The sequence below is a fragment of the Rhodoferax sp. genome (genome assembly GCF_037143375.1).
GTDB lineage: Bacteria > Pseudomonadota > Gammaproteobacteria > Burkholderiales > Burkholderiaceae_C > Rhodoferax.
In genome coordinates, this window is sequence record NZ_JBAWYV010000040.1 from 1 (window position 1) to 26584 (window position 26584).

Sequence of the window (26584 nt, forward strand, 5' to 3'; positions counted from 1 at the left end):
GTTGCTGCTCTGAGGGCTGGGCGGGGGATGTCGTTTTTTTCATGGCTTTGACCTTGAACCTTTTTTAAAAAAATTACTGAGAAGTGATCAGAGCGAAATGCCGCCCGAAACTTCAATCACTTCGCCATTGATGTAGCTGGCTTCGTCGCTGGCGAGGAAAGCATACAAATTGGCGATTTCTTCTGGCTTGCCCAGACGGCGCATGTGCACTTTGGCGCTCAAATCGGCCAGCACTTTCTCAGGCATGGCAGCCACCATCGGGGTGGTGATGAAACCAGGAGCGACAGCATTGACGCGCACGCCTTTAGGACCGAGTTCACGGCTCCAGGTCTTGGTGAAACCGATCACGCCGAACTTGGTGGCCGCGTAGTTGGTCTGACCGAAGTTACCGTAGAGGCCGACGATGGAACTGGCATTCAGAATCACGCCACTGCCTTGAGCGACCATGATGTCAGCAATTGCTTGTGAGCAATGAAACACACCACGCAGGTTGACGTCGATCACGCGGTCAAACTGTTCGATCGTCATTTTTTTCAAACTCGAATCCTGGGTGATACCGGCGTTGTTCACCAACACGTCAATGCGGCCATATTTGGCTTTAACACTGGCGACCACGGCATCCACCACAGGGCGCTGGGTCACGTCCATCACAAAACCTTCGGCGGTAGCGCCCAAAGCCTGGCACTGGGCCACAGCTTCGTCCACACCCGCTTGCTTGACGTCACAAACGATAACGGTGGCGCCTTCGGCGGCAAATTTAAGGGCTGTGGCCAAGCCAATACCTTGAGCAGAACCGGTAATGATGCAAATTTTATTGAGCAAGCGAGGAGTAGTCATGGTCTATTTCTAGTGAGGTTAATAAAAAACTTAGTCAGCTTAAAGTTCTCAAAAGTCATCACGATGAAACCAGGTCTCACCGAAACAAATTTTTTGACGCAATTCAAGCACTTCAATTTACAAGCATGGAACAACAATACTTTTCCAACGTAGCTTGCGAACCGCATCAATGAAAAGGGCTTGACCCCATTAAAAATGGGAAGAACCGTAAAAATGATGCGTTGCATTCAGTGTTGGAACCACTAACCACGTGTCAATGGCACAGTAAAGCGGTTACTGAACTTAAACTTGACCTTTTGCTTGTTTACAAACTAAAGAAGTTAGAACAGTAAGTTTGCCGACTCCAGTGCGTCATTGCTTGACGGTGTTCGTATTGATACTGTTAGTAACCCTACTATTATCAGGGAAAACCCTAATGACTCTAAAACCGATTTAGAGTTTCGAACCAAAGTCATAAAATTTTTGATTTATATCAAAATTTTTTGGTGAATTTCAAACATTTTTTTCCGATGTTTCGGGTTTGATTCATGTGCGATAGTGGCGCCAACTCGCAAGCAGTGTCTTAATTGCCCTGAGAAAAAGTCCTGGAAGTTCCAATAGTTCGAATTCCTTGCGACTCAAGCTTAAATCAGGGGGCGCCCTGGAGACTGGGCTGACCAGTCGATGGGGTCTTGCTGCAACACCATGTCGATATCCAACCCCAGCACCTCGCCGACTGACCCTGGAAACGTCACCGCCAGTGCCTTGTCAGACAGACAGGCCTCTTTGGCACGTGCTCTCCAGGTTGCCAGGTGAATCACCCCCGCCAGGGGTTCATAGACATCGTTTTCAAATGGAGCGTATTGGTGTTCGAGTGCATCGACGATGGGCTGAGGAAATTGCCACTGACGTGCAAATCCGGAACCCACCTGGGCATAGCAAAATCCAAATGAGCGATGCTCAGCCTTGGCACGTTTCAGATCCAACGGCGGAACTTCATGATCCAAGGCTAATACCTCCTCTGGCATACCCAGGTGCATGGCCAACTCGCCAATAGCGTGAATCAGGCCACACGTAAAAGCTGCCTGTTGGTTTTGCCGCACCACACCCGCCAAAGAGCGGGACAGTTTGGCGACATTCAGGCTGTAGGTCCAAAACTGCTGCAGGTTGATACCGGGCACTGACCTGAATGACGCACTGGAAGCAGCGGCTGCCGCCATGGCGCGCACATGGCTCAGACCCAAAATGGCCAACGATTCAGAGACGCTGTTGATTTGGCCAGACAACTTGAAAAACCCAGAGTTGGACATCTGCAGTAGTCGAGTAGTCAAGGCCGGGTCAGTGCTCACCAACTGAGAGACTTTTTTCAGGTCTGGCTCATCCCGGTCAAGTTCGCTTAGCAAAAGCGCCACCACCTTGGGGATGCTGGGCAAAACAAATTGAGAGGCCAACAGGTCTTTGAGTTTCATGGTCAGTGGCCTAAACCTTTGAGCTTCGCAAATGCAGAAGACATGGCATTGGATTGTGGTGCACCGGATGACTGCCCTGCGCCCTGCCCACCAAACTTGCCACGCTGGTTATTGTTGGCTCCCTGAAATCGATTATCTCCTGCACTTTCTCTGCGGGCGGGCGCTGCGCCAAGTTTCATCGTCAGCGCAATGCGCTTGCGGGCGACATCGACTTCAACCACCTGCACCTTGACAATGTCACCTGTTTTAACAATCTCGCGGGCATCTGAAACAAACTTGTGAGCCAACTGGCTAACGTGAACCAAACCGTCCTGGTGCACCCCCAAATCAACAAACGCGCCAAATGCGGCAACATTGCTCACGGTACCTTCCAGAATCATGCCTTCGACCAGGTCTTTGATGTCTTCCACGCCATCGTTAAAACGAGCCACCTTGAAGTCCGGGCGCGGATCACGACCAGGTTTTTCCAGTTCACCCAAAATATCTTTGACGGTGATGACGCCAAATTTTTCATTGGCAAACAGTTCCGGCTTCAGGACCTTGAGCATGTCAGCCCGACCCATCAGCTCGGTCACCGGTTTGGCGATGTGCGCCATGATTTTCTCGACCACAGGGTAGGTTTCAGGGTGAACGCCGGTCATATCGAGCGGGTTGTCGCCGCCACGAATACGCAAAAATCCAGCGCTTTGTTCGAAGGTTTTCGCACCCAAACCAGTGACTTGCATCAGTTGTTGACGGTTATTGAAGGCACCATTGGCTTCGCGCCAACGAACCACTGCCTTGGCCACACTGGCGGACAGACCTGACACACGCGACAAAAGAGGCACGCTGGCAGTATTTAAGTCAACCCCGACCGAGTTCACGCAGTCTTCGACCACAGCTTCGAGCGTTTTGGCCAACTCACTCTGATTCACATCGTGCTGATACTGACCTACTCCAATCGATTTGGGGTCGATCTTGACCAATTCGGCCAAGGGATCTTGCAGACGGCGTGCAATGCTGGCAGCACCGCGCAGGCTCACGTCCACATCGGGCATTTCCTGCGAGGCGAACTCGCTGGCGGAGTAAACAGAAGCGCCCGCCTCGCTCACCACCACTTTTTCAATGAGTCGGTCTGACACTTTGGCCAATAGTTTGATGAGATCGGCGGCCAATTTGTCGGTCTCGCGGCTGGCAGTGCCGTTGCCGATGGCAATCAGGTTCACGCCGTGCTTTTCGCACAGCTTGCCCAAGATGTGCAGCGAGCCTTCCCAGTCCTTGCGTGGCTCGTGCGGAAAGACGGTGGACGTTTCGACCAGTTTGCCAGTGGTATCGACCACCGCCACTTTGACACCCGTGCGAATGCCGGGGTCTAGTCCCAACACCACGCGCGGTCCGGCAGGCGCCGCCAACAGCAAATCGCGCAGGTTGTCGGCAAACACCTTGATGGCGACTTTTTCAGCCTCTTCACGCAGACGGGTAAACAGATCGCGTTCGGTAGAGAGACTCAGTTTGACGCGCCAGGTCCAGGCCACGCATTTGCGAATCAAATCATCGGCGGCGCGACTTTTATGACTCCAACCCAGCCGCAACGCTATACGCCCTTCGGCCAGCGACACAACCGGTGTTGCTCTTGTTTTGATAGCTGCTTGCGCAGATAATACGGGGGCTAGAGGCGTATTTGGCTCAGGAAGCACCAATTTGGCATCCAGTATCTCCAAGCCACGACCGCGAAACACAGCCAAAGCCCGGTGCGATGGCACCCGACCAATCGGCTCATCGTAATCAAAATAATCCCGGAACTTGGCGATATCGGCGTGGTTCTCGTCCTTACCGTCCATCAGCTTGGACTGGAAGAGGCCTTCGGTCCAGAGCCACTCGCGCAGGTCTTGCACCAGTGCAGGGGTTTCGGCCCAACGCTCACTCAGCAAGTCGCGCACACCATCCAGCACGGCTTGGATGGTAGAGAAATCAGGCTGTTTGTCTTCGCCCTCCACCACAGGGCGCATCGGAATAACGTAGGCCACGGCCTCGTCGGCGGGTACCAGATCGGGATTTGCGAACAGTGCGTCGGCCAGCGGTTCCAGCCCGGCCTCACGGGCTAACTGGCCCTTGGTACGGCGCTTGAGTTTGAACGGCAAATACAAGTCTTCCAGCTCTTGTTTGGTGGCAGCAGATACCAGTGCGGCCAGTAGTGCGGGCGTCATCTTTCCCTGCTCTTCAATATTCTTGATAACCGTTTGCAAGCGGTCGCGCAATTCGCGCAGATAACTCAAGCGAGCTTCCAGTTCACGTAACTGGATATCATCCAAACCGTCAGTCACTTCTTTGCGGTAACGGGCGATGAAGGGCACGGTAGCTCCACCGTCAAGCAGGTCAACCGCAGCTTGCACTTGTTTGAATTGAACCCGGATTTCTTGCGCAATTTGCGCGATGATTTTCTGCATGAATAATGGGGTCGCCAACGTCGCGTTGGCAGATTAACTTAAAAGAAAAGCGAGTTTGCCACAGCTGTCGTATCTCGTATTGCTGACCCAACAAGAAGAAATGTTGACTGTCACAAAGCTGTGGTCAGATAGACCGGTTAAGCAATGATGAGATACCCTGACAGCTTCGAATTTGATAGCTCTTAGCGCCCATTCTATGTGCGTCATAGATGATGTGACCAAAAAAATACAGCTTTTCGAAGGCAATTTTTCCGAACCGCACTACAACTTGTTACTTGGTGTTATATTTAATTTTCTCGATTAGTTTTCACTTGCATCCGAAAACTTTAAACTAGAAAATTTTTGAATTCAGTCTTGAAGAAAACACTGAATTTTTCATTTATTGGTTCCCCCTTACGTATTTCCTGTCTGACAATTTATTGGCACTCGCATCCGTAAAAATGCTTCAAACTGAACTTGATATCCGCAATCGATTACTGGTAGCACGGCTTCCAGCAATGCCGCAGATTCTTCTCAAACTGATTGAACTGTGCCAAGCAGATGAAGCCGGCATGGCAGAGCTTGCCAAACTGATTGCCAACGATGCGGGCATGACCGCCAAGATCATGCGTGTGGCCAACAGCGCCGCTTATCACCGCAATGAGCGCAAAGTCAGCCTCGTTCAGGCTCTGAGCGTGCTGGGCGCAGACATGATCAAGACCCTCGTTATCAGCGAGTCGGTGTTTCAGACCTTCAACGCTTTTCCACACTCCGGCAGCACTGATTTGCGCGGTTTCTGGAAACACTCGTTAACCACCGCAGTCATGGCGCGTGAAATCGCCAAAAAAATGGATTACCCCTTGTCCGAAGAGGCTTACCTGGCCGGCTTGCTGCATGACGTGGGTCGGTTGGCGTTGCTGGCAGCCGCGCCCCATGAATATGGACTTCATTTTTTAGCGATTGACAACGAAAACCTGTGCGCGATTGAGTTGCGCACCTTGCAGATTTCGCATGCCGAGGCAGGTGCCTGGCTGGTTGAGCGCTGGAACCTGGATTCGTTCATGGCGGACAGCATTCTTTACCACCATGAAGCCGCCGTGCGCCTGATGTCGGCGCATCCGCTAGTTCGCATCGTGCACTTGGCCAACTGGCTTAGCATGCAGCCCCAAATGCTGCCACTGGAAGCCGAATGCGGCGCTCTTTGTCAAGTCACCGAAGAAGAACTGCTGATAATCCATCAGGGTGCTGCGGTGCAAGTCAAAAAAGCCGCTGAATACCTCGGGATAAATTTAGCCGGGGCTGATGATGTCGCGCCCCCAGCAGCCATCGCCACGCCGACACCCGTTCGAGACGCAGCCCAGGAACGACTGACATCAGAAGTTCGCAACATGGCGCTGTCGTCAGAACTGGCCCAGTCATTTTCCCGCCAAAAGAGCGATACACAATTGCTCGATGTGGCGCGTCAAAATGCGCTCATCTTGTTCAACCTGGAAGACAGCATCATCCTATTGTTAAATGGGAGTGGCAACGCGCTGCTGGGTGTCTCGATGAGCGACCAACGGCAACGCCTGGCTGAACTCTCCATTCCGCTTTCTGGTGGCGGAGGCATTGCAGAATCAGCTTTGCAAAAACGAGTGGCATTTTTGAGCCGTGACCAAGGTTTGCTCAGTCTCACAGAAGAGCAATTACTGCGTGTTTTTGGCGCTGAAGCCTTGGTCTGTATCCCAATTGCCAGCGGCACACGTTGCTTGGGTGTCCTGGTCAGTGGCGTGCCCGCCTGGCGAGTAGCGGAACTGAAATACAACGAAAAATTTCTCCAATCTTTTGGGGCTCAAACCGCAGCTGCACTCGAAACATCCACCCAGGAGCGCGGTGAAATAGATCGACGCATCGCGAAAGTGCAAGAAGATTTCCGCGAAAGCTCCCGTCGTGTCGTTCATGAAGTCAATAACCCGCTGGCCATTATCAAGAACTACCTCGGTGTTCTGGACGGCAAATTGAGCCGTCAAGAACCTGTCACTGCAGAGTTGTCAATCCTCAACGACGAAATTGACCGGGTCGGCCACATCATCAGCGAATACGCAGGCATCGCACCCAAGCCACAGATAGGACAAACCAACATAAACCAAGTCATCAATGATCTGGTCCGATTATTTCGTGAGAGTAAATTCTTGCCCCCTTCGGTGCAGATCATGACGAGGATGACCGAGCACGCCAGCGAGATCGACGCCTCTGTTAACACACTAAAACAGATTCTGGTGAACCTGATCAAGAATGCGGTGGAAGCTTTGCCTAAGGGCGGACTCATTGTCATTACAAACAACGGCCAGGTTCAGCACGAAGGGCGTACCTTTATTGAATTGAGCGTCAGGGATACCGGGCCAGGTATTTCGCCTGAAGTGATGGCAAAGCTGTATTCACCTGTTCAAAGCACCAAGTCCGGAGAAAATCGAGGCTTGGGATTGAGCATCGTGCACAAACTGGTCAATGGCATCAAAGGCCAGATCAACTGCAAAAGCGCCAAGGCCGGCACCGAATTTGAAATACGCCTACCAGCCCGGGCGTCAGTCAACCCAACAAGCACGGCCAACTTGCTACGGGATTTGGCATGAAGCAGGACGTATTTGTGACCCTTGAAAGTCCTTCACGGGGCAATTTTTCGACGTTAGCCCGTGCCAAAGTATTGCTGGTGGACGACGAACCCAGATTGCTCAGCAGTCTGATAGAACTTCTCAAGTATCGTGATTTTGACCTGAGCACTGCAGCGAGCGGCAGCGAAGCCATCCAGCATTTGAGTCAAGGTCCATTCGACCTGGTCATTTTGGACTTGCGCCTGCCAGACATCAGCGGCCACGACATCATGGACTTCATGAACACCCAGTCATCGGGTGCAAATGTGATTGTGACAAGTGGAGACCGTGAAATTGAGGCCGCCATTGGCGCCCTCAAACGCGGCGCATACGATTATTTACGCAAACCTTATGCGCCTGAAGAGCTCATCAAAACCGTAGACAACGCCTTGCAACATCGTCGTCTTCAAGCTGAAAACCAGCGCATTGTCAGGCTACTTGAAAGTTCGGAGCGTAAGTACCGTAGCTTGGTCGACAGTTCCCCCGACATCATTTACACGCTGGACAATGAAGGCCTGTTTACCTTCATCAATGATCGTGCGCAACAACTGCTCGGTTACAGCCGCCATGAACTTATAGGCAAGCACTATTCGGTACTGATCCATGAAGAAGATGTAAAGCGGGCCAACTATGTTTTTAATGAAGGTCGAACCGACAGTCGAACATCGCGCAATGTTGAACTGCGTCTCAAGTCAAAACTGGTATTTGGCGAATCACGCACCTTCAACAACGAACTGGTCATGATTGCCCTGGATGCTCCCAAGTCGCAGACACAGGAAATCAAAGTACCAGCACTGTTTGGTATTTATGGCGTTGCCAGAGATATTACTGACCGCAAAAAAGCGGATGAGCTGATTGCCTATCAGGCCTACCACGACATACTGACTGATCTGCCCAATCGAATTTTATTCAAGGACCGATTGGGACTTGCGGTGCTACAAGCGAAAAGGAATGCCACCGGACTGGCACTGATGTTTGTCGACCTGGACCGCTTCAAACTGGTCAATGACACCCTCGGTCACGGCATGGGAGACGAGTTACTGCAGCAAACAGCCACTCGGCTCAAAGCCTGTCTTCGCCGTGGCGACACTCTGGCGCGATTGGGCGGCGATGAATTCACAATCGTCTTGCCCGAAATGAGTGACCGACAGGATGCAGCCCTGATCGCCGAAAAATTTCTGACCAGCCTGCGCTTGCCCTTTGAGTTGGCGGGCCAGTCGGTGCACATCTCTGCCAGTATTGGCATCGCTATTTATCCGGATGATGGTGAGAGCATTGATGACTTGATCCGCAATTCAGATATTGCCATGTACCACACCAAGGCTGAGGGTAAGAACGGGCATTCGTTCTTCGACCGCTCTATGCTTGACGCCTCCTTTCAAAAGATAGAACTAGAGCACAGTCTGCACCTGGCTCTTGCGAAAGGCGAACTGGAAATGTATTACCAGCCGCAGGTAGATGTGGTTACAAAAAATATAGTAGGTGCCGAGGCATTGATGCGCTGGAACCATCCTGAAAGAGGATTCCTTGGGGCTGGTGAGTTCTTGCCATTTGCCGAAGAAAACGGCTTGATCATTCCTATCAGCGACTGGATGCTGGATGCGATCTGCCTCGACCTGCTGGAGTGGAATTCCGTTAGCAACGAGCCGATTCGCCTGTCTCTGAACCTGTCTCCACAATATCTGGATCGCGGAGATTTTTATGACAAGCTTGAGAGTGCCCTGATCCGGCACCGCATTTCTCCGTCTCAAATTGAAGTAGAGGTAACCGAGAATATTTGTATTCACAACCCTGAAACAGCGATTTCACAACTCGAAAAGCTCTGCCAACTCGGCGTGAGTGTGGCTATTGACGACTTCGGAACAGGCTATTCCTCATTATCCTACCTGCACCGGTTTCCGATCCACACGATCAAGATCGATCGCTCGTTTGTCATGGAGATTCAAGATGCTAACTCACAGTTTCCGGTGGTCATGGCCATCATCTCCATCGCCAAAGGCCTCGGACTGAATTTGGTCGCCGAAGGGGTTGAAACGACAGCCCAAGAGAACTACCTGAAAAATTCAGGATGCAAGATCATGCAAGGCTATTTTTATCATAAGCCCATGCAACAAAGTAAATTCATCGACTTGATACAAAACCAACTCAGCGTGCGTCAACATCAAGGCGTCCAAAGCATTTCAATATGATCAATGCCGTCTTCAATATATGCCCGGCCCAGTCCCACGAACCCGAGGGCTTGGTAAAACCGGGTCAACTGGGCCTGTGCGCCGATACGAATGGCTTGTACGCCCCACTGCTTGCACACTGAATCGATCGCATTTTTGACCAGCGCGTGACCCACGCCAGCACCTCTGGCAGTGCGACGGGTGACCACCCTGCCAATGCTGGCCTCAGAAAATTTGACACCGGCAGGAAAGCAGCGTGCATACGCTACCAGTTGTCCGCTTTGATGGCCAAGCAAGTGCATGGCAGCAGAGTCAACACCATCGATGTCCAGAAAGACACAGTTTTGCTCCACAACAAACACTTCACTGCGAAGTTGCAGCAAGTCATACAAATCGGCAATAGATAAGTCAGCGAAACAAACCCACGTCCATTCAAGGCTTTTTGGCATATTCAAATGCTCACAAATATATAGCTACAAGTGCTTATTAATCGAGGGCTAGAGGCCAAATTTATCCGAAGTTTCAAGTACAAAGTCAATCGGTTGAAATTACGTTCAAAGGGTTCGAGCTTTTGGGTCCGGTTGGCAGACGCTTGGCGTACTTGAATGTGCCGGTGGCATGAGCGCAAGCACGACCCAATGCATCAAAAATCGTTCCTTCCGTAAAAGCCATGGTCGCGGTACGGTGCATCAAGCGACCTTTGCCGGTGAGCTTGCCACGCGCGGGTTGCATGAAGCTGGTCTTCATTTCGATGGTGACGGCGCCCATGTCTTTTTGCACGCTGCGGGCAGCCACCGCCATCGTCACATCCAACAACGTCATCAGCGCCCCGCCATGGGTGACACCGAAGGAGTTGAGATGTTCAGGCTGAGGCTCAAAAACCAGCTCCGATGCACCGCCCTCAAATAAGGTCAGTGCAAACCCCAAATGGGTCACAAACGGAATTTCAACGCCAAAACCCAAGCTCGTATCAGTTGTATTTGTCATGTCAATATTTGGTTCAAGAACCGGATACCACGCTCACGCCGCCATCCACCGCCAGCCATTGCCCGGTAATGTGTTTGCCAGCGTCTGAAGCAAATAAAACGCACAAACCCTTGAGGTCTTCATGGTCCCCTAAACGGTTCAGAGGCGCTTGCGCAGCCACTTTATCGGCACCCAACGCAGCCAACGTGCCCCGCGTCATCCTGCTTGGAAAAACACCGGGGCAAATGGCATTAACGGTGATGTTGTACTGACCCCATTCAGCGGCTAGCGCCCGCGTGAAATTAATGACGGCACCCTTGGCTGTGTTGTAGGCGATGGTGTTCATGCCAGCCGGGTTGCCGTTCAGGCCGGCAATGGACGACATGTTGATGATGCGACCCGAGCGCCGTGCAATCATGCTCTGCTTTGCCACAAGCTGGCTCAGAATGAAATAACCCCGCACATTGAGGTTCATCACCTTATCCCACGCCTCCAGGGGATGGTCTTCGGCCGGGGCACCCCAGGCTGCACCCGCATTGTTCAGCAAAATATCAATCTCGCCCATGCGCTGTTGCGTTTCAGAGACCAGGCGCTTCAGGTCAGCTTCTTGGGCGCAATCAGCGGAGATCCAGCGGGCGTCAATGCCAGCAGTCTGTAATTCAGCAACTGCGGCTTCGAGTTCGTCGGCTTTGCGCGCACACAGCATGATGCGGGCCCCAGCCTCGCCCAAGGCATGCGCCATTTGCAGGCCCAAACCACGCGAGCCGCCGGTGACCAGCGCAGTCTTGCCAGTGAGGTCAAAAAGTTGCTGAACAGTACGGGTCATGCTAAGCCACTTACCTGTAAAACGCTTCGACTTTGCCTTTTAGTTTGATCAGCAGGGGGTGACCTTTGCGATCCAGCGCTTTGCCAGCGGGAACCTTGATCCACCCTTCGCTGATGCAGTACTCCTCGACATTGAACTGCTCCTTGTCGTTGAACCGGATACCAATGTCGTGTTCGAACACGGCAGCCACGTGATGTGGGCTGCGTGCATCACTCGACAGATGATCAGGCAAAGGAGGCAATTGAGCGGCTTCGTTCATGGGTTTCTTCTTTTTTCAAAAATGTGGATAGTGCTCAATTTTCCATGATTTACAGATCATTGATTGCAGAGTGGTTCCTGATGTACAGTTTGCAAAGTTTCTAGTGTTTGGCAGCTAAAAACACATTCATAAAAGCTGGAATTTGATTTTTATCAGGTATACGAGCAAGATGACAACTACTATTTAATAAGAATTTTTTACTTTTTAAAGGAATTTTATGAATGACATAACTTCGGTGCAAAAAGACAAATTAATGGGTGACTTACGGGTCGTGATTGCAGATGCTGAGGAATTGCTTCGAATGACGGCTGATCAAGCCGGCGAAAGTGCTGCTGATATTCGAAGTCGAGTTCAAGAAAAAATGAACCAGGCCAAAGCAGATTTATTCAACTTGCAGGAAGCAGCAGTTGCCAAAGCTAAAGCAGCAGGTCACGCTACTGATGAATTTGTTCACGAGAACCCATGGAAATCAATCGGCATTGCTGCTGGCGTTGGTCTTGTTGTTGGGTTGCTGATTGGCAGACGCTAAGCCCGCGTTGCCTATGAATGAAACAAGCAACGAGCGCGGACTCTTTGCCTCGTTGCGCCGTTTACTGGCCACCGCGCTTGAAATTGCTCAGGTCAGGTTGGCACTCTTAGGCACAGAAGTTGAGCTTGAAAAACAACGTCTGTTTGAAGGACTACTGTGGGGGGCACTTGCATTACTCGCTATTGGAGTAGGGCTTGTTGCCTTGTGTGGTTTTATAGTTTTGCTTTTTTGGGACGGGTATCGACTGGCTGCGCTGGGTGTCATTACATTCGTTTTTCTTGCAGCAGGGGTCATGCTTTTAAGAGAATCAAAAAGACGACTGCACACGCCTGGTGGGATGTTTAATGTGAACTTATCCGAGCTTCAAAGAGATCATGACGGATTGGTTCCACAGAAACCGCATGAACAATAAAGATATTTTTTTACAACAGCAGCAATTGCTGGTTCGTAGCGAAAGATTGCGAAACACAATCTCGGATCAAACTCAAGTTTTCAAAAGACCCTTGGCGATTATCGACATAGTTCTCGCCTCAGTTAATTGGCTTAAACAGCATCCTAAATGGCCATTAGGTGCAGTCGTTGTCTTGGTCGTTCTTCGACCTCGTAAATCCATTCTTTGGGGTAGCCGTTTGTGGGGCGCCTGGAAGACATACAAAAGACTTAAATCACAGCTAGAAAAACGCTTGGCATCTAATTAGTGCTCTCATTTCGGCGACCCAAAATGTTTAAGGTCCTGCGAATTCCCTCTTTTTTCGCTCACAATAAACATCATGGATAAAACAGAACACCTTACCGAACGCCGCCTAGCCGATGCATGGGCAGAACTACAAAATCACTCCGACCAAGGGCACCCTTTGGAGGCAGATGCGTATCGTTTGGCATTTGCCGACCCCGAGTTCTTGCTACGCCGTGAAACGCGTGGCATCCGATTTCAGTTGGAAATGCTCAAGCCTGATCTGGATCAGACTGAGCAAGGCATTGAAAACACCATCGTTGTTTTTGGAAGTGCCCGTTTTCCATCACCAGATGAAGCGCAAACCTCTTTAAAACTTGCGCAACTGAGCGGAAAACCAACTGAGCTAGTCACAGCACAAAGACAAGTTAGAAACGCCTACTTTTACGATCAAGCCAGATTATTTGCCCGACTTGTCGCAAGTTACAGCGCACACCGCCGTCTCGAAGAACGATTGTTTATTGCCACAGGTGGTGGCCCTGGCATCATGGAAGCAGCTAACCGTGGCGCGCACGAAATGGGTGCTCCTAGTGTTGGCCTGAACATTGCCCTGCCTCATGAGCAAAATGCCAACCCTTATGTAACTCCAACTTTAAGCTTCAAGTTTCATTACTTTGCGCTTCGCAAGATGCACTTCATGATGCGTGCGAAAGCACTGGTCGCATTTCCTGGTGGGTTTGGCACACTAGACGAGCTGTTTGAAGTTATTACGCTGGTGCAAACACACAAAGCAAAACCGGTACCTATCGTTTTATTTGGAACTGATTATTGGAAGCGGCTCATCAATATGGAAGTCTTGCTTGAAGAAGGTGTTATTTCCAAGGAAGATCTGGATCTTTTTACCTATGTCGACGAACCCCAGGCTGCATGGGAGGTGATTCGCGAATTTTATGGTTTGTGAAAGCGCATTGGGATACTTGCAAGTGTCCCAATAAAAAAGCCTGCTATCTTTTCAGAAGCAGGCTTTCTATGCCCCGTAAGGCTTTATTGGTGGGATGTGCGGGGGTCGAACCCACGACAAACGGATTAAAAGTCCGCTGCTCTACCAACTGAGCTAACATCCCATTGTCTTATCTAAACATATTTAACTACGTTTATATCAGCCTTAAATTATAACTTAATTTTCTGAGCTTGCATCGCAAGTTGATCAAGAACCCAACCCGCAGCACATTGGCCAAAGGTGGCTGTTACCGCTACAACGGAACCATAGCCGTGACAATTCAGGGTTCCATCACCTTCAATTGCGCAAGACGCATCGGGTGGACTCACTGACTCGCGACTAAAAACACAACTGACCCCGATTTTTTTTCCTTCACGTGGTGCTTTATGCTCTTTTCGCAATCGATAGCGCAATTGAGACAGTAAAGGATCATGAGTTACGGAGGCAACATCACTTATGTCCACAAGATGTGCTTGGCGCTTGCCTCCTGCAGCACCCACCGAAATGAAGAAAGTCTTAGATTGAAGCGACCAAGCAGCCATAGCCGTTTTTGCATGGACCTGGTCAGTTGCATCGATAACTGCTGAAACGCCCTCAGGCAGCAAAGTTATCCAGTTTGAGGCGTCGACAAATTCTTCAATACAAGTCACTATACAACTTGGATTAAATGAACGGATCCGCTCGCTCATTGCGAAAACTTTAGCCTGTCCAACAGTTGAATCAACAGCATGAATTTGGCGGTTAATGTTGGACTCAGAAACGTGGTCCAGATCAATCAGCGTCAAGTGCCCTACTCCGCTCCGGGCCAAGGCTTCAGCCGACCAGGAACCAACTCCACCAATTCCTACGACGACAACATGGGCAGCTCTGATTCTCTGAGCACCCAACACGCCGTAAAGACGCGTCAATCCGCTGAAGCGGCGATCAGCAAGCGGACTATTTTCCGACATTATTTGAGCCGAACCAATCGCTCTTTAGCTGCAACGGCCGCCTCGCTTTGAGGATAAGTTTTAATTAAATCATCCAGTGTTTTCTTGGCAGCGCGTAGATCTTTAACTTCTATTTGACAATTACTGATTGAAAGCAGTGCCTCAGGGGATCGAGAATGCAAAGGCGCCTTGGAAACCAAAGCACTGAAATTAATGATTGCTTCTTTGTAGTCCCGCGTAGCGTACTGCGCATTTCCTAACCAAAATAATGAGGAATTCCAGTAGCCTGTGTTGGGAAATCGCTTTAAAAAATCCAGGAAAAGAGTTTGCGCAGAAGAAAAATCACCTTTACGGAACACAGCAAGTGCCGCTTCAAAATCACGTTTTTCAGCGGGCTCCACCAAAAATTCGCTACCGTCTACGGTTACTTTTACGGGTTCAAAAAGGCGAATCCTATCGTCAACACCTTGAATAATATCTTTTTGTCGCCGCTGCAAATCAGCTACGTCTCGTGTTAATTGCTCATTTAAGCCACGTACTTTTGCCAAATCTGAACGCAGTGCTTCAATCTGATTTTGTAATTCAAGCAAGCTTCTACGCAGCGATGCGCTGTCGTCATTACTGCGATTTGAAATAAGGGTTGACTCTTGTCGAACTGCGTCAACACTTTGCCTGAGATCAAGAATCGCCTTTCGCGCTTCATCATCTTCAAACAGTCCTGCATGAGCTGTTGCAGTGCAAAGACTAAATAAAAGTACAGCACCAATTCGTTGAGAAATTAACACAAATTTGGTCCCGCAATTTAACGATAACTAATTTCAGCCCGACGATTTTTAGCCATGGCATTCTCGTCAGTACCCTGATCAGCGGGTTTTTCCTTGCCAAAGCTGACGGCCTCTAATTGACTATCAGCCACACCCAGAAGACCTAAAGCGGTACGAACTGATTCTGCTCTTTTTTGCCCTAGTGCCAAGTTGTATTCGCGGCCACCGCGCTCATCTGTATGCCCCTCAATGGCAACTTTGCGGACCTTATCCATTTTGATATAACGAGCGTGCTTTTCAATAACGGACTGAAACTCAGGCTTGATCGTGAAACTATCGTAGTCAAAATAAATGACTTTGGGCCCTGTTGGAATAGCCGCAAGGTTCGATGATTTATCCAACTCTACAGAGGCAACGCCACCTTTATTGACCATACTTCCAGCACCCTCAGGCGCTATTTGAAAAATAGATGTCCCAGCTTTATCCTCCACAGGAACGTTATCAAGTTTTACGGTTGATCCGCATCCAGCCAGCAAAGACATAGCCAACAGAACCAAAAAAAAGGTCTTCATCAAGTTACTCCAAAAAATTATTGCTTTTGAAATGGGCCCCAATCAGGCTCACGAATATTTCCATTTTGACCAACCAACCTTGCTTTTATTTTTCCATCCAAAGTTGTGGTCATAAGCGCTTCCCGGCCTTGCTGTTGGGTAGCGTAAACGATCAACCGGCCGTTCGGAGAAAAACTAGGGCTTTCGTCTGCCGATGTGTCTGTAATTGCAGTTACAGCACCACCCGCCAACTCCATGACATGGAGCTTGAAAGCACCGCTAACCCTTGAAATATAGGCGAGCAATCGACCATCTGGACTGATCGCGGGTGATATGTTGTAACTACCTGAAAAAGTTACCCGCTCTGCATTGCCACCCGAGGCCGGCATTTTGTAAATTTGAGGCGCACCACCCCGGTCACTGACAAAATAAATACTCTTACCATCCGGGGAGTAAGCAGGCTCGGTATCAATACTGCTGGACTGTGCAAGCCTGCGAGGCTCCCCACCGTTTGCATCGATGGCATACAACTGCGAACCCCCATCACGACTCAGCGTCACAGCCATGGTCCGACCATCGGGCGACCAGGCGGGTGCGCTGTTTGAACCCTTGAAATTTGCGATTAAGCGACGCTTGCCGCTGGAAATGTCATGGGTATAAACCACAGGTTTACGTGACTCAAAGGAAACGTAAGCCAGTTGACTGCCATTAGGCGACCATGCTGGCGAAATGATGGGCTCAGAACTCGCCAGGGCAGACTGGGCATTTTCACCATCTGCATCAGCAACCCACAACTGGTATCGCTGGGAAGCCTTGGTGATGTAAGCAATGCGCGTAGAAAATGCACCCTTGTCACCCGTCAATTTTTCATAAATAAAATCTGCAATTCGATGAGCCGCCATTCGCAGGTCTGCTTGGGTTACCGCATAACTTTGCCCGCCCAGATCTTGACCTTTTACGACGTCCCAAACCCTGAAACGAACGTCGTACCGACCATCAGCTAATCGAGTAACACTCCCTGATGCAAGAGAGTCAGCGCCTTTTTGGCGCCAAACAGCCATGTCGGGCCGTGCAACCTCATCAAGCGCAGCACCACCAGAATCTATTCCTCGAAACTGACCACTTCGCTCAAGGTCAGCAAGAACGATTGCAGCCAACTTTTGTGGGGAAGCATCATTGCCACGAAAAGTTGACACTGCGATAGGCAACTGGGTTAAACCCACGCCGGAGACTTCTACGCGGAATTGGGCTTGAGCTGACGAGGCAAAAACAAGCATCAAAAAAGATACTAGACCAATAAAAAATTCAGAAAGTGCGAGGTGTGGACGTAGTGTCATTTTTCTGATTCAAACAATACAAAGCGAAATATTTTCCAAACGCGGCTTGTGCCTGCATGGTACACACTGCGAAACCCATTGCTCCGTCCAGAAAACCAAAACGAAAAATGTAGCTTCTCAAGAATGCTACCACCCCAGCCAAACCAGCACGCAACATGGAGGTTGTTTGACCGTTTTTAAAACGCTGCTGGGCCCAAGCTTGACTGTACTGCTCCAATTTTCGCCAGTAATGAGTTGGTGTTGGGTAGCTGTAATGCAGCAGTGGACTGGTGAGCCGATGTATCACGCCACTTGTAAGGACAACTCGTTCATGAACTAAGTCATCGCTAAAATGAGCAGTTCCTCTCTTGAATAATCTCAACACATAGTCAGGAGTCCACCCACAATGATTTATCCAATGACCACAAAATTGAGTTAGACGGGGAATTTCGTAAGCTGCGTCACCGTCAACTGCGACAGCACGAATAATTTGTTTAGCCAGATCCGCAGAAACCCTTTCATCGGCATCAAGCGACAACACCCATGAATGCTGAGCAAGTTCAAGCGATCTGTTTTTTTGCGGTCCGAAACCTGGCCAGTCTGATGTGACATGGACCACTGCACCTAAACTACGGGCAAGGTCTTGCGTTCCATCGGTACTGCCTGAGTCGACCACAATGATCTCGTTGGCAAATGACACAGACTTCAGGCAGGCTTCAATGTTGCCTGCCTCATTGAAGGTGATGATGATGACGCTTAGCTTAGTCAAAGTAAAATTTAAAGTTGGTTGGAGATGTGGAAGCTCAGGCAGAGAGACGTCGGATTGACGGTTTATTTTATAAGCGCTTGAAGGCAATTTAATTGGCGATAAAAAATTGCAACACCTACCAAGCAAATTGAACAGTGCCCGGAAAAATTGCAGGGTAGACGTCCTAAGTCAAAAGTAAATAATTTTTCTGATAGTCTGTAATATATTTTATACATTAGCAAATCCAGAAGGATTTCCGATGAAAAATATAGAAAAGTGAATGCGAAATAAAAATAATGTCCCTCATATTTCAACCTGCTGTAAAAAAAATTCTCATGCTCAAATCTCACAGCATGGGAATTGGTGATCTTCTAAGGAGTTCTGCAGCTTGGAGGGCGCTAAAAGATCATTTTCCTAATGCAGAGTTGCATCTACTTTTTCTCAGTCGACACCCAGGCTATGCGGCCGAAGAGTTAATTAAAACCCACCACCTTCTAAGTAGCGCAACATTTTTGACTGTTCGTGAAGATAGCCCGCACACGGCCAAGGCAAGGAGAGTTCCACATCGTGTTCTAAGCGATCAGATCCAGAATATAAGTAAACGCCTTCAACCTGATTTGATTATCGATTTCGAATCCTCTGGCCTACGCTCGACCCTGCTAACCCGCTCAGCTAAAGCTGCTTGCGCAGGTATAACCGTTGGAATTTCTCAATTTCCTGGCCGCGGCCTTTTATACGACTTGGCAGCGGATAAAACTTCAGGATATGCACAGCGCAGAGGTTTAACTCTGCCCATGGACTACACAAACCGCGATTTTGTTGCACTCGCAGCCTTGGGGATAGAACGAGAAGGTAGACCCATCGAGCTTGAATTAACAGATGTAGCGAAAAATTATGCTGATCAATTGAGGCTTCGCTTGGCATCAGGGGTGCCAATAGTAGGGCTTAACATCGGATGCGGAACGCCTGATGCACTGAGTAAAAGACCAAATATGATTGACCTAGTTGAGTGCATTGGAACGGCACTACAAAAACGTCCACATTGTCTTTTATTGTCTGGTGCAAAATTTGAAGATGACGTGAACAAAGAGTTCATGGCTGCATATTCAAATCGATGGGGTAATATAAGCCACATATATAACCTTGCAGGAGAAACGAATTTATGCTCGCTTGCTGGTTTAATTGATACATGTGACATTTTTATATCTACAGATTCTGGACCATACCACATTGCCGTAGCAATAAAAAAACCTACGCTTGTTTTATTTACTTACGCAGAAGTTACGTCGTTCCATGCAAATCCTTGGTGCAGCCGTTTAATCAATCCAAGCCCTGATCAATTTAATTTAAAGTTTAATGAGTTATTAAATCTAGATTTATATAAATAAATATAAATATAATATGTCTCTCGCAACTCGAACCACAGCACCTGAAGCTTTAGACAAGTTTTCCGTATTTGCTTCTTGTGTATTTGCCACATGCGTCAGTTTAGGTGCCGCGATGGTTTCTTTATCTAAGATTTTTATATTGATCGCGGTTATCTGGCGACTAATTTTTGAAGTTCGCTGTGCCAGCTTTAAGCGGCAACCACAGTCCACTTGGACAATTTTGGCTGTTTTCCTTTCATTGACTTGGATGTTTATCTCGTTCGCTTGGACAGAGGCACCATCAGGGGAAGCAGTAACAGCAATGCTCCGGCATTCACGCTTAATGTGGTTAATTGCTGTTTTCTATTTACTTCAGACCAGTAAGCAAGGACTGGCGGTACTTAAGTTCGTTGTTGTTGGCCAGTTTTTTGTTGTCATCTGTTCTTGGCTTATGTGGTTAGGTGTTTACATACCTTGGGCGAAAAAAGATTTCCCCCCTGAAATGGGTATCTTATTCACGAGCACACTTGAGCAACCTGTAATGAGTTCATTGATGCTACTTCTTCTCTGGTTTTTCCGTGATCAATGGCCAGTTACCTGGCACCGCGTTTGGTTATGGGCCGCCATGTCGCTTACATTACTAAACGTGCTTTTTATCATGACTGGAAGAACTGGATTTTTAGTAATCCTTTTGCTTATTGCAACAGCTGCTTTCTGGGAACTTCCAAAGCGCTACCGCTGGGGTGTTGTAGCCTTGCCTTTTTTACTAGGTGCAACTTTACTGGCGTTATCACCACGATTTCAGTCAAAGATGATGGAAATAAAAAGAGACGTGGCCCTTTATCAAAACGGCAACTTTGATACGTCCCAAGGTCAGCGCCTTGATTACTGGCATCGCTCTATTATCGCTGTCATAGAGAAACCAATAATTGGCCATGGTGTAGGCAGTTGGAAAACGAACTACTTACGTTTAGGAGGACTCCAAAATGACCCACCTTCCAACCCCCACCAGCAGTATTTATTATGGTTGGTTGAAGCTGGCGCGATTGGATTAGCGTTGTTTATCAGCATCTTTATAGCACTCTATAAAGATGCATTGAACCTGTCAGAGATGGCCTCACGTGCGCTGATCAGTACGATTATTATCGCTGCTTTCATGGGTTTAATGAACTGTCCGTTCTTTGGCGTTGGAATGGGAGAATACTTTATGGCAATAATTGGCAGCTTATTAATTATTAAAAATACAGCCGACACGCGAATGCTAAATTAACAAATAACACACACTTAAATTTCATAACAAATAAATAATATTTATATTAAATAATTAAACTTATATATAAATAAAATGCCAATTGAAAACTCTAAAAATACTAATAAACGGCTAGAAAATAACAAATTTCTCTCCAGACTTACCCGTATTTGGCCTTACTTTAAAGACTCAAAAAGCGGAGTAGCGATTATCGCAACCGCCACAACTGTCACATCAGCAACAGAGCCACTGATTCCTGGATTACTAAAACCACTGCTTGACTCAGGATTCCAAAAAGGTGAGATCAACTTGTGGCTAATCCCAGCGTCATTACTCCTGCTATTTGGTGTCCGTGGCTTGTCAGGCTTTATTGCGCAATGGGCTTCCGCACATGTGATGAATCAAGGATTGGTTAAATTACGCCAAGCTTTGTTCGACAAAATACTCTCGGCACGTTTGACACTTTTCGCGCACCAAACCTCCAGTTCATTAACCAACACGGTGGTCTATGAGGTACAAAATGGCGCCCAATTGCTGATCAGTTCGTTGATGACATTAGCCCGAGACAGTCTGACATTGTTAGCTCTCGTTGGATATTTGTTGTACCTCAACTGGAAACTCACTTTGATAGTGGCTTGCCTGTTTCCTGCGGTAGCGCTGGTCATGCGAGTTTTGTCACGTCGTTTATATCGATTGGCCAAGGAAAATCAATCAGCAACGGATGAGTTGGCTTACGTTGTTGAAGAAAACGTTTTGGCTCACCGCGATGTCCGCCTGCATGCAGCTCAATCAGCACAGGCAACACGTTTTAGCCAACTTAGTCAGTCACTTCGAAGGTTATCCATGAAGTCGATTACAGCCTCTTCAGCGATGACCCCGATCACACAAATGCTGGCAGCAATCGCATTGTCGACAGTCATATCGGTAGCGCTTTTTCAAAGTACAGCGACCGGCACCTCAGTGGGTAGCTTTGTATCCTTCGTCACGGCCATGCTTATGCTGGTAGCACCCATCAAACATCTCTCTGAAATAGCCAGCCCCATGACACGCGGATTGGCAGCAATAGAAAAAGGGCTCGATTTAATTGAAAATATGCCGGATGAAGCAGGTGGAAATTTTATTAAAAAACGGGCTATCGGCAGTATTGCTTTTATTGACACCACCGTTAACTACACCGAAGAAGGTATGCCTGCAGTAGACAGATTTAATTTAACAATTAGCCCCGGGGAAATCATTGCCCTGGTGGGCGCATCGGGTTCCGGCAAGACAACGCTTACAAATCTGCTACCCAGATTTATTGAACCTACTTCTGGGCGAATTGAACTTGATGGACATGAACTTCGGGACTGGCAGCTTGAATCCCTACGGGATCAATTTGCGGTGGTCAGCCAGCACTTTGTGATGATCAATGACACATTGGCTGCAAATGTCGCCCTCGGTAAAGAAATAGACAGAACACGTGTTTTGGAATGCTTGCGGGCTGCAAATTTAGAAAAGTTTGCAACAGATCTTCCGCTTGGCATTGACACTGTGACTGGGCACAATGCCATGCAACTGTCGGGTGGTCAACGTCAACGACTCGCTATCGCAAGGGCACTTTACAAAAATGCCCCTATCCTTATTCTTGATGAAGCCACGTCTGCACTCGACACAGAATCAGAACGTGCAGTACAAGATGCGTTGCAAAAATTAATGGCGCAACGTACTTCGATTGTTGTGGCTCACCGACTTTCTACCGTACACCATGCCAATCGAATCGTCGTCATGGACGCGGGGAGAATTGTAGAAATAGGAACCCACAGCCAGTTGATTCAATCCAGTGGGCATTACGCCAGACTTTATGCACTCGGATTACACGACGAACTTGGTGTGAAGCAATCTCAAGGGTTAGACAAAGACAAATAAATTTCTTCTTGCTGGCGAGCTATTTCGGGCCATTGGTACAAGCGTGAAAAATCAACAGCGGCTTTACTTAGCCTCTCACGAAATAAATCATCTTGAAGAACCTGCTTCAAAGCCGTTGAGAGTTTTTTAGTATCTTTGGGATCGTTGAGAAGCAGGGCATTTACACCGTCCGTCAGAAGCGCCGAGATTCCACAGTGCTGCTCGTCACTCACGACAACGGGCAAGCCATGTGCCATAGCCTCCAACACCACCATGGCAAATGTATCTTCTAAAGTCGGATGCGCAAGCACATCGGCGGCTTCATAAGCGACTGAGACATCTGTCAGTGCACCTAAAAAGAAAATACGTGAACCGAGTCCGGCCTTGCTGGCCAAGTCACGAAACATGGGAATCTGAGCAGGATTACCCACTACGGCTAAAAATGTATCCGCTGCTAGTTCACTCAGTGATTTGATAAGAACGTCCAATCCTTTTTTGCGGTAGTCGTGGCCTACAAATAAAATACATGATCCTGCATTTGGCAAGCCCAAGGAGGTACGTGCAGCTTTTTTTTGCTCTGCGCCCGTCGCTTGAAACGAATGGACACCAGGTGTAATGACTTTGAGTGTTGGCGAAATTTTCGGATAAGTTGATTTAATAATTTGAAGTAAGCTGACAGACGTCACTACAACGCAGTGATTTCTAGCGGTACCTGATAAGCGGGCACGTTCAAACAACAAATAAACAAGTAATCGCAGACTCGTCAAAACCTTAATCGACCGCAATAGGCGTTTAATACCTGTTCGCCCGTGAAAAAGATTGTATTTAACTGGTAACACGTGCACCGTTTGAACTTGCCCATGCCACGTGTTCTCATGCGAATGGACAATATCAAAGCCCCGGCGAGTTGCCCACCAAGTGGCAGTGGCGTACCAGAGTTGGTTAATCCAGCGCGGCTTGAGCAAAGGCGCTGATACTGTGTGATAAGTCACGCCCGACCATTGATGGTTGATTTGCTGGGCAAACACATGGATTTCGTGGCGACTCGCCAACTCTTCAACCAAGGCTATGGAGTAACGCTCTGCCCCGCCGCCAGTGGGTGAAAAAACCCTGTTGAGAACAGCAATACGAAGTCGTCTTATTTCAGTTTTTTCAACGCTCATGTGTAACGCCGATCTTCGTAGTGTGTAGCAACCTTAAGCCAAAGCAAAGGCAAACTGGTACTACGAACGACCGGCACACGGTACAGTTCCATCATGTCTGCGCCCGCTTGACAGCGACCGCGCTGGGTCGTGGTTGCAGACTGAAAACCTGCCGCGCGAACCATCGCGACATGATCTGAAACGTAGTCGCCATAGGGGTAACAAAAATGATTAACGGGTGAATTCGTGATGGCTTCAAGTTCTGACTTACAAAGAGAAATTTCATCACTGCTACTTGATTTATCTGCTTCGGTAAGCCGTACATGGTGACGGGTGTGGGCTCCAACTTCTTGCCCCCCGGCCATCCATTGCCGTAGTTGCACCGCATTCATAAGCGGCGTTTGAGCAATACCTGCTTCAATGTCCCAAACATTGGTCTTGCCAAGTTGTTGACTCACAGCGTAACAAGTTGATGAATACCCGTACTTTTGTAATACAGGCATGGCATTAGTCAAATTATTTAGATAACCATCGTCAAACGTAATTCCGACCACCCGCCCGACCTTCTCGCCCAGCAAGTACGGCATTAATGCCGACATCGACAAACCCTTGTAACCCAACAACTTCAAAAATGCCATCTGGCGTGCAAAGGCACGAGGTGCAACATACAGACTGCGAAACGGAGCGCCTTTGGCTGGTGCCGCCTCAATCTGGTGATACGTCAAAATGGGAATGGGAGACAAATTAAGAGTCTCAAGGCTACTCATAACGACTAACTTTATGCAAATTAAAGCAACACAATATCGTACTGCTCCTGCCCCATGGCAGCTTCACTTTGCAACGACACTGGCTTCCCAATAAATTCACTCAAGCCTGCCAGATGCTGACTTTCCTCATCCAGAAACAACTCGATGACTTTGGGTGAAGCGATGACGCGAAACTCGCGTGGGTTGAATTGACGTGCTTCACGCAATATTTCGCGGCAAATGTCGTAAGCCACGCTGCGTGCAGTCTTGACTATTCCTTTGCCTTCACACGTTGGGCATGGTTCGCACAACATATGCGCCAGCGACTCGCGGGTGCGCTTGCGCGTCATTTCCACCAGTCCCAATTGAGAAAATCCGCCAGCCATCGTTTTAACGCGGTCGCGTGATAACTGCTTCTTGAATTCTGCCAAAACTGCGGCTCGGTGGTCTTCGCGCACCATATCGATGAAGTCGGCAATGATGATTCCGCCTAGATTTCGAAGTCGCAATTGCCGCGCAATCGCTTGGGCGGCTTCCAGATTGGTCTTGAAAATGGTGTCGTCAAAGTTACGGGCACCGACAAAGCCACCGGTATTCACATCCACCGTGGTCAAGGCTTCAGTTTGGTCGACGATCAGATAACCGCCGGACTTTAAGTCAACCCGCCTTCCCAGTGCCTTGGCGATTTCCTCGTCGATGGCATACAAATCGAAAATGGGCCGCTCACCTTTGTAATGCTGCAATTTGGCGGAAGCGGTTGGCATGAATTCAAGGCCAAACGTTTTAAGCAGTTCAAACTGCTCGAGCGAGTCTACTTTGATGGTTTGAGTGCTTTCACCCACCAAATCACGCAAAACACGCTGCAACAGGTTCAGATCCTGGTGCAAGAGTGACAAGGGTGGCAAGCGTAGCGATGCATCCTTGATTCGGGCCCAAGCCTTTCGCAAATAACCAATGTCATCTGACAGCTCCTGATCAGAAGCGTCCTCACCATTGGTTCGCAAAATAAACCCGCCACCCTGCGAGCCAGCCAGAACCTGCAAACGAGCACGTAATTCGTCGCGCTGACTTTGCGGGATTTTTTGCGATACCCCGATATGGTCATCCTGGGGCAAAAAAACCAGCAAGCGCCCCGCAATGCTGATTTGCGTAGAGAGTCGCGCACCTTTGGTTCCAATGGGGTCTTTGATGACCTGCACCATCAGTGCCTGGCCTTCAAAAATCTTTTTTTCAATCGGGATTTGAGGCTGGGTATTGCGCACCATGCTGGGTGGCTCACCATCGGGTTGGCGCTGCCAGACATCTGCAACGTGCAGAAAGGCGGCTCGTTCGAGCCCGATATCGATGAATGCCGACTGCATACCAGGTAACACACGTGCAACTTTGCCCAGATATACATTACCGACAAGTCCGCGCTCTAACGTGCGCTCAACGTGCAACTCTTGCAAAACACCATTTTCAACAATGGCAACACGGGTTTCCTGTGGAGACCAATTGATCAGTATGTCGTCTTGCATGATGGGCCAGATTAAAGTGTAAAACCGAAGGATCTCAGCAACACAGCGGTTTCAAACATCGGCAGCCCCATGATGCCAGAGTAAGAACCGCTCATATGAGAAATATAGGCGGCTGCTCTGCCCTGCACAGCATAAGCACCGGCCTTGCCCATGGGTTCGTCAGTCAAAACGTAGTCTCTGATCTGATCTTGGCTCAGGGCTGCAAAAGTAACCTGCGATTCACACAGGGCTTGCACACGGAAATCCGATGTACCAATCGCCACCCCGGTAAAAACTTGATGCGTCTTACCGGAAAGCTCAGTCAACATGCGGATGGCATCTGCGGCATCTGCGGGCTTGCCATAAATCGTGTCGCCCAAGGCAACGGTCGTGTCTGAGCAAAGGATAGGCGCCATCGCAAGCCCTCTTCGTTCAAGTCTGGACAGCGAGGCATCCAGTTTCAGTTGGGTGACCCGTTTGACGTAAGCAACAGGCGCCTCGTTGGGCAGCACCACTTCAAGCGCTTCAGCGTCTTCCTGCGCATCGGGCAGCAGCAACTCATGGCGCACCCCCAACTGCTCCAGCAACTGACGTCTACGTGGACTTTGCGAGGCCAGATAAATAAATTTATTCACGGTGATACGGGTGGTT

General features: G+C 48.9%; 25 protein-coding genes and 1 tRNA gene. 9 read left to right on the forward strand and 17 right to left on the reverse strand.

Features of this window, described 5'->3' with window-relative positions:
• Positions 1-87: 87 nt before the first annotated feature.
• From fabG to WCG50_RS08365, 3 genes are all read right to left on the reverse strand, one after another.
• Positions 88-837, reverse strand: coding sequence for a 3-oxoacyl-ACP reductase FabG (gene fabG, locus WCG50_RS08355; RefSeq protein ID WP_336899135.1), 750 nt, complete (start codon positions 835-837; stop codon positions 88-90).
• 623 nt (positions 838-1460) lie between these two features.
• Complete coding sequence (locus WCG50_RS08360; RefSeq protein ID WP_336899136.1) at positions 1461-2285, reverse strand: HDOD domain-containing protein; 825 nt, start codon at positions 2283-2285, stop codon at positions 1461-1463.
• A 2-nt stretch (positions 2286-2287) separates the two neighbouring features.
• A complete protein-coding gene (locus WCG50_RS08365; protein WP_336899137.1) occupies positions 2288-4711 on the reverse strand; it encodes a Tex family protein in 2424 nt (807 codons plus the stop codon).
• A gap of 440 nt (positions 4712-5151) precedes the next feature.
• On the opposite strand from WCG50_RS08365, the gene WCG50_RS08370 reads away from it, so the two are divergent.
• On the forward strand, positions 5152-7302 hold the full coding sequence (locus WCG50_RS08370) for an HDOD domain-containing protein (protein WP_336899138.1): 2151 nt from the start codon (positions 5152-5154) through the stop codon (positions 7300-7302).
• Positions 7299-9509 carry an EAL domain-containing protein gene (locus tag WCG50_RS08375; RefSeq protein ID WP_336899139.1) on the forward strand — a complete coding sequence of 737 codons (2211 nt, stop codon included), beginning with the start codon at positions 7299-7301 and terminating at the stop codon, positions 9507-9509. Before WCG50_RS08370 ends, WCG50_RS08375 begins: the two co-directional genes overlap by 4 nt.
• Here WCG50_RS08375 and WCG50_RS08380 read toward each other — a convergent pair.
• From WCG50_RS08380 to WCG50_RS08395, 4 genes are all read right to left on the reverse strand, one after another.
• Complete coding sequence (locus WCG50_RS08380; RefSeq protein WP_336899140.1) at positions 9482-9937, reverse strand: GNAT family N-acetyltransferase; 456 nt, start codon at positions 9935-9937, stop codon at positions 9482-9484. The genes WCG50_RS08375 and WCG50_RS08380 overlap by 28 nt on opposite strands.
• Positions 9938-10022: 85 nt before the next feature.
• Positions 10023-10475, reverse strand: a complete 453-nt coding sequence (locus WCG50_RS08385; protein ID WP_336899141.1) for a PaaI family thioesterase — start codon at positions 10473-10475, stop codon at positions 10023-10025.
• Positions 10476-10488: 13 nt separating this feature from the next.
• A complete protein-coding gene (locus WCG50_RS08390; protein WP_336899142.1) occupies positions 10489-11280 on the reverse strand; it encodes an SDR family oxidoreductase in 792 nt (263 codons plus the stop codon).
• Positions 11281-11290: 10 nt separating this feature from the next.
• Entirely contained in the window at positions 11291-11539 is a 249-nt protein-coding gene (locus WCG50_RS08395) for a DUF3297 family protein (protein ID WP_336899143.1), read from the reverse strand.
• A 217-nt stretch (positions 11540-11756) separates the two neighbouring features.
• Here WCG50_RS08395 and WCG50_RS08400 point away from each other — a divergent pair, with 217 nt between their 5' ends.
• The 4 genes from WCG50_RS08400 to WCG50_RS08415 all read left to right on the forward strand — a co-directional run bounded on the left by WCG50_RS08400 (position 11757) and on the right by WCG50_RS08415 (position 13702).
• Positions 11757-12068 (forward strand): DUF883 family protein, encoded by a 312-nt coding sequence (locus WCG50_RS08400; protein ID WP_336899144.1) that lies wholly within the window; start codon positions 11757-11759, stop codon positions 12066-12068.
• Positions 12069-12081: 13 nt separating this feature from the next.
• Entirely contained in the window at positions 12082-12480 is a 399-nt protein-coding gene (locus tag WCG50_RS08405) for a phage holin family protein (RefSeq protein WP_336899145.1), read from the forward strand.
• On the forward strand, positions 12470-12766 hold the full coding sequence (locus WCG50_RS08410) for a YqjK family protein (protein WP_336899146.1): 297 nt from the start codon (positions 12470-12472) through the stop codon (positions 12764-12766). Before WCG50_RS08405 ends, WCG50_RS08410 begins: the two co-directional genes overlap by 11 nt.
• A gap of 72 nt (positions 12767-12838) precedes the next feature.
• Entirely contained in the window at positions 12839-13702 is an 864-nt protein-coding gene (locus WCG50_RS08415; protein ID WP_336899147.1) for a TIGR00730 family Rossman fold protein, read from the forward strand.
• A gap of 87 nt (positions 13703-13789) precedes the next feature.
• On the opposite strand, the gene WCG50_RS08420 is transcribed toward WCG50_RS08415, so the two are convergent.
• The 6 genes from WCG50_RS08420 to WCG50_RS08445 form a co-directional block, all read right to left on the reverse strand.
• Positions 13790-13865: transfer RNA gene (locus WCG50_RS08420), tRNA-Lys, on the reverse strand.
• 46 nt (positions 13866-13911) lie between these two features.
• Complete coding sequence (locus tag WCG50_RS08425; RefSeq protein WP_336899148.1) at positions 13912-14691, reverse strand: tRNA threonylcarbamoyladenosine dehydratase; 780 nt, start codon at positions 14689-14691, stop codon at positions 13912-13914.
• The gene (ybgF, locus tag WCG50_RS08430) at positions 14691-15455 is read right to left on the reverse strand and encodes a tol-pal system protein YbgF (protein WP_336899149.1); all 765 of its coding nucleotides are present in this window, start codon (positions 15453-15455) and stop codon (positions 14691-14693) included. Before ybgF ends, WCG50_RS08425 begins: the two co-directional genes overlap by 1 nt.
• A 17-nt stretch (positions 15456-15472) precedes the next feature.
• Complete coding sequence (gene pal / locus WCG50_RS08435) at positions 15473-16006, reverse strand: peptidoglycan-associated lipoprotein Pal (RefSeq protein WP_336899150.1); 534 nt, start codon at positions 16004-16006, stop codon at positions 15473-15475.
• A gap of 17 nt (positions 16007-16023) precedes the next feature.
• Entirely contained in the window at positions 16024-17262 is a 1239-nt protein-coding gene (gene tolB, locus WCG50_RS08440) for a Tol-Pal system beta propeller repeat protein TolB (RefSeq protein ID WP_336899158.1), read from the reverse strand.
• A 28-nt stretch (positions 17263-17290) separates the two neighbouring features.
• The gene (locus WCG50_RS08445) at positions 17291-18157 is read right to left on the reverse strand and encodes a glycosyltransferase family 2 protein (protein WP_336899151.1); all 867 of its coding nucleotides are present in this window, start codon (positions 18155-18157) and stop codon (positions 17291-17293) included.
• A gap of 188 nt (positions 18158-18345) precedes the next feature.
• Between WCG50_RS08445 and WCG50_RS08450 the strand changes: the two genes are divergently transcribed.
• The 3 genes from WCG50_RS08450 to msbA all read left to right on the forward strand — a co-directional run bounded on the left by WCG50_RS08450 (position 18346) and on the right by msbA (position 22570).
• A complete protein-coding gene (locus WCG50_RS08450) occupies positions 18346-19437 on the forward strand; it encodes a glycosyltransferase family 9 protein (protein ID WP_336899152.1) in 1092 nt (363 codons plus the stop codon).
• 13 nt (positions 19438-19450) lie between these two features.
• Positions 19451-20686 carry an O-antigen ligase family protein gene (locus WCG50_RS08455; RefSeq protein ID WP_336899153.1) on the forward strand — a complete coding sequence of 412 codons (1236 nt, stop codon included), beginning with the start codon at positions 19451-19453 and terminating at the stop codon, positions 20684-20686.
• A 75-nt stretch (positions 20687-20761) separates the two neighbouring features.
• On the forward strand, positions 20762-22570 hold the full coding sequence (gene msbA / locus WCG50_RS08460) for a lipid A export permease/ATP-binding protein MsbA (RefSeq protein ID WP_336899154.1): 1809 nt from the start codon (positions 20762-20764) through the stop codon (positions 22568-22570).
• On the opposite strand, the gene WCG50_RS08465 is transcribed toward msbA, so the two are convergent.
• From WCG50_RS08465 to WCG50_RS08480, 4 genes are read right to left on the reverse strand one after another with little or no spacing between them, the layout of a single operon-like run.
• Positions 22546-23712 carry a glycosyltransferase family 4 protein gene (locus tag WCG50_RS08465; RefSeq protein ID WP_336899155.1) on the reverse strand — a complete coding sequence of 389 codons (1167 nt, stop codon included), beginning with the start codon at positions 23710-23712 and terminating at the stop codon, positions 22546-22548. The two genes, msbA and WCG50_RS08465, sit on opposite strands and share 25 nt — an antisense overlap.
• On the reverse strand, positions 23709-24458 hold the full coding sequence (locus tag WCG50_RS08470; RefSeq protein WP_336899156.1) for a polysaccharide deacetylase family protein: 750 nt from the start codon (positions 24456-24458) through the stop codon (positions 23709-23711). Before WCG50_RS08470 ends, WCG50_RS08465 begins: the two co-directional genes overlap by 4 nt.
• Positions 24459-24478: 20 nt before the next feature.
• Positions 24479-25954, reverse strand: a complete 1476-nt coding sequence (gene rng, locus WCG50_RS08475; protein ID WP_336899157.1) for a ribonuclease G — start codon at positions 25952-25954, stop codon at positions 24479-24481.
• Positions 25955-25965: 11 nt separating this feature from the next.
• The gene (locus tag WCG50_RS08480) at positions 25966-26568 is read right to left on the reverse strand and encodes a Maf family protein (RefSeq protein ID WP_336899159.1); all 603 of its coding nucleotides are present in this window, start codon (positions 26566-26568) and stop codon (positions 25966-25968) included.
• Between the last annotated feature and the right edge of the window lie 16 nt (positions 26569-26584).